General features: G+C 76.5%; 1 protein-coding gene. It reads left to right on the top strand.

Going from position 1 to position 4,241, the window contains the following annotated elements:
• On the top strand, positions 1-4,241 hold a 4,241-nt coding region (locus ACGF5G_RS35645; protein WP_393271295.1), incomplete at both ends, for an SDR family NAD(P)-dependent oxidoreductase.

The following is a 4,241-nucleotide window of genomic DNA, read 5'->3' on the forward strand; positions in this document are numbered from 1 at the left end:
TGGGCCGAGAACCTGCGTCTGCCGGTGCTGTTCGACACCGCCGTGCGTACCGCCATCGACGCCGGGCACACGGACTTCGTCGAGGTCTCCCCGCACCCGGTGCTGAGCATGTCGCTGACCGCGATCCTCGACGACACCGGCACCACCGGCCGGGCGCTGGCCACCCTGCGCCGTGGCGAGGACGCCGCGCTCCGGCTGCTCACCAGCCTCGCCGCCGCCCACGCGAACGGGCTGCCGGTGGACCACCGCCGGGTCCTCGCCCCCGCGCCGATCCTCACCGACCTGCCCACGTACGCCTTCCAGCGGCAGCGCTACTGGCCGGAGCGGACCACGCCGGCGGTCGCCGGCCCGGTCAGCCCCGACGTCGTCGACGTCGAGTTCTGGTCGGCCGTGGAACGCTCCGACGTGGCGGCCCTGGCCGCGCAGCTCGACGGCGGCGCGGCCGACGCGGAGGTGCTCGCCCCGGCCCTGCCGGTGCTGTCGTCGTGGCGCAAGGCCCGGTTGCAGCGGGCGGTGCTGGACGGCTGGTCGTATCGCGTGGTGTGGAAGCCCGCCGCCCCGGCCGGCGGGGCGACCCTCGCAGGCGACCTGCTCGTGGTGCGGCCCGCCACCGACGCGGCCGTGGACGGCTGGCTGGACCTGCTCGCCGCCGCCCTGCCCGACGGGGTGACCGTGCGAACGCTGGCCGTCGACCCGGACCGGGTCACCCGGACGGAGCTGGCCGAGTCGCTGGCCGGGCACCGCGAGACGCCACCGGCCGCCGTGGTGTCCCTGCTCGGCCTCGCCGACGCGCAGTACCCCGGCCACCCCGGCATTCCCACCGGGCTGGTCGCCACCACCCGCCTCGTGCAGGCGGCGCAGGACGCCGACCTGCCGACGCCGCTGTGGTGCGTCACCCGGGGCGGCGTCGGCACCGGCCCCGCCGAGCCGGTCGTCAACGCCGCCCAGCACGCGCTGTGGGGCATGGCCCGGGTCATCGGCCTGGAACACCCCCGCGGCTGGGGCGGTCTGGTCGACCTGCCCGCCGAGCCCGACGCCGCCACCTGGGCCGAGGTCGCCCGCATCCTCGCCGGCGCCGGCGACGAGGACCAGTTCGCCGTCCGCCCCTTCGGCACCTTCGTCCGGCGGCTCGCCCGCACCACCGCCCGCGCCGCCGGGCAGGTCACCCCGTGGCGGCCGCGCGGCACCGTGCTCGTCACCGGCGGCACCGGCGCCATCGGCGCGCAGGCCGCCCGCTGGCTCGCCGACAACGGCGTCGAACACCTGGTCCTCACCAGCCGCCGCGGCCTCGACGCCGCCGGCGCCCGCGAGCTGGCCGACGAGCTGACCGCCACCGGCGTACGGGTCAGCGTCGTCGCCTGCGACATGGCCGACCGCGACCAGGTCGCCGCGCTGGTCGCCGGCCTGGACGACGTCGCCCCGCTGACCGCCGTGCTGCACGCCGCCGGCATCACCCAGCTCACCCCGCTCGTCGACACCGACCTCGACGTGTTCGACCACGTCATGGCCGGCAAGGCCGCCGGCGCCGAATACCTCGACGAGCTGCTCGGCGACCGGCAGCTCGACGCGTTCGTCACGTTCGCCTCGATCTCCGGTGTGTGGGGCAGCGGCGGGCAGGGCGCGTACGCGGCCGCGAACGCGTACCTCGACGCGCTCGCCGAGCAGCGCCGCGCCCGAGGGCTCACCGCCACCTCGATCTCCTGGGGTGCCTGGGCCGAGGGCGGCATGGCCACCACCGAGGAGGCGCAGCGGCTGCTCAGCCGCCGCGGCCTCAACCCGATGCAGCCGGCCGCCGCGCTGCTCGCCCTGCGCCGCGCCGTCGAGCACGGCGAGACCTGCCTGACCGTCGCAGACGTCGACTGGGCGCACTTCGCCCCCGCGTACGCCTCCGCCCGGCCCCGGCCGCTGCTCGCCGACATCGCCGAGGCACGCGAGGCGCTGGCCGCCCGCCCCGCCGACGGCGTCACCGACTCCGCCGCCGCGCTGCGCGAGCGGCTGCTCGCCCTGCCCCGCGCCGAGCGGGACCGCCAGCTCACCGACCTGGTCCGCGACCACGCCGCCGCCGTGCTCGGCCATGCCGGCACCGACGCCGTCCGGCCGAAGCGGGCGTTCAAGGAGCTGGGCTTCGACTCGCTGACCGCCGTCGAGCTGCGCAACCAGCTCACCGGCGCGACCGGGCTGGCCCTGCCCACCACCCTGATCTTCGACTACCCCAACCCGGCCACCCTGGCGGGGCACCTGGCGTCCCTGCTGCGGCTGGACGACGCCGAGGCCGCCCCCGCCGGGACGCCCGCCACGACCGCCGGCGCCGCCCTCGCCGACGAGCCGGTCGCCATCGTCGGGATGAGCTGCCGCTACCCGGGCGGGGTCAGCGATCCCGACGGGCTGTGGGACCTGGTCGCGCAGGGCCGCGACGGCATCACCGAGTTCCGCGCCGACCGGCACTGGGACCTCGACCGGCTTCTCGCTGCCGACCCCGAGGCGTCCGGCCGCTCGCACACCCGGCACGGCGGGTTCATCGACCGGGCCACCGACTTCGACCCGGTCTTCTTCGGTATCTCGCCGCGCGAGGCGCTGGCCATGGACCCGCAGCAGCGGCTGCTGCTGGAGGCCACCTGGGAGGCGTTCGAGCAGGCCGGCGTCACCCCCGACTCGCTGCACGGCACCGCCACCGGCGTCTTCGTCGGCGCGTCCCCGTCCGGCTACGGCACCGGCGACGAGACCCCCGACCTGGACGGCTACCGGCTCACCGGCGGCGCGCACAGCGTCATCTCCGGGCGGGTCGCGTACACGTTCGGCCTGGAGGGGCCGGCCGTCACCGTGGACACCGCCTGCTCGTCGTCGCTGGTGGCGCTGCACCTGGCCGTGCAGTCGCTGCGGCAGGGCGAGTGCGAGCTGGCGGTGGCCGGCGGCGTGAACGTGATGGTCACCCCGGGCGCGTTCGTCGAGTTCACCCGGCAGGGCGGCCTCGCCGCCGACGGCCGCTGCCGCTCCTTCGCCGCCGCCGCCGACGGCACCGGCTGGGGCGAGGGCGTCGGCGTGCTGCTGGTCGAGCGGCTCTCCGACGCCCGGCGCAACGGCCACCGCGTCCTCGCCGTGATCCGGGGCAGCGCCGTCAACCAGGACGGCGCGTCCAACGGGCTGACCGCGCCGAACGGCCCGTCGCAGCAGCGGGTGATCCGGGCCGCGCTCGCCAACGCCGGCCTCAGCACCGTCGACGTGGACGCCGTCGAGGCCCACGGCACCGCCACCACCCTGGGCGACCCGATCGAGGCGCAGGCGCTGCTCGCCACGTACGGGCAGGACCGGGACGGTCGGGAGCCGCTGTGGTTGGGCTCCATCAAGTCGAACATCGGTCACACCCAGGCCGCCGCCGGCGTCGCCGGTGTGATCAAGATGGTGCAGGCGCTGCGGCACGGCGTCCTGCCCCGCACCCTGCACGTCGACGAGCCCACCCCGCACGTCGACTGGTCGGCCGGCGCCGTCGAACTGCTCACCGAGGCCCGGCCCTGGCCGGAGACCGGCCGGCCCCGCCGCGCCGCCGTGTCCTCGTTCGGGGTCAGCGGCACCAACGCGCACGTCATCGTCGAGGAGCCGCCGGCCGAGATCGTCGACGGCGAGGTGGTCGAGCCCGCCGCACCGCCGCTGGTGCCGGTGCTGCTCTCCGCCCGCGGCGACGGCCTCGCCCGGCAGGCCCACCGCTGGGCCGACCGGTTCGCCGCGCCCGACCGGCCGCGGCTGGTCGACGCCGGCTGGACGTCCCTGACGGCTCGCGCGGCACTGGAGCACCGGGCCGTGCTGCTCGCCGCCGACCACGACGAGCTGACCGCCGGGCTGCGTACCCTCGCCGCCGGCGAGCCCACCGACGCCGTCGTCACCGGTCGCGCCGCCGACCGGGGCCCCGTCGCGATCCTCTTCTCCGGGCAGGGCGCGCAGCGTGCCGGGATGGGCCGGGAGCTGTACGCGGCGTTCCCCGTGTTCGCGTCCGCGCTTGACGAGGTGTGCGCCCACCTGGACCCGCTGCTGCCGCAGCCGCTTCGGGAAGTCCTTTTCGCGGAGGCGGGCACCGCCGAGGCGGAGCTGCTGGACCAGACGGTGTTCACGCAGGCCGGGCTGTTCGCGGTCGAGGTGGCGTTGTTCCGCCTTGTGGAGTCGTTCGGGGTGGTGCCGGACTTCGTGGGTGGGCATTCGGTCGGTGAGATCACGGCCGCGTACGTGGCCGGGGTGCTCACGTTGGCTGA

This window comes from Micromonospora sp. NPDC047730, from assembly GCF_043204765.1.
Lineage (GTDB): Bacteria > Actinomycetota > Actinomycetes > Mycobacteriales > Micromonosporaceae > Micromonospora.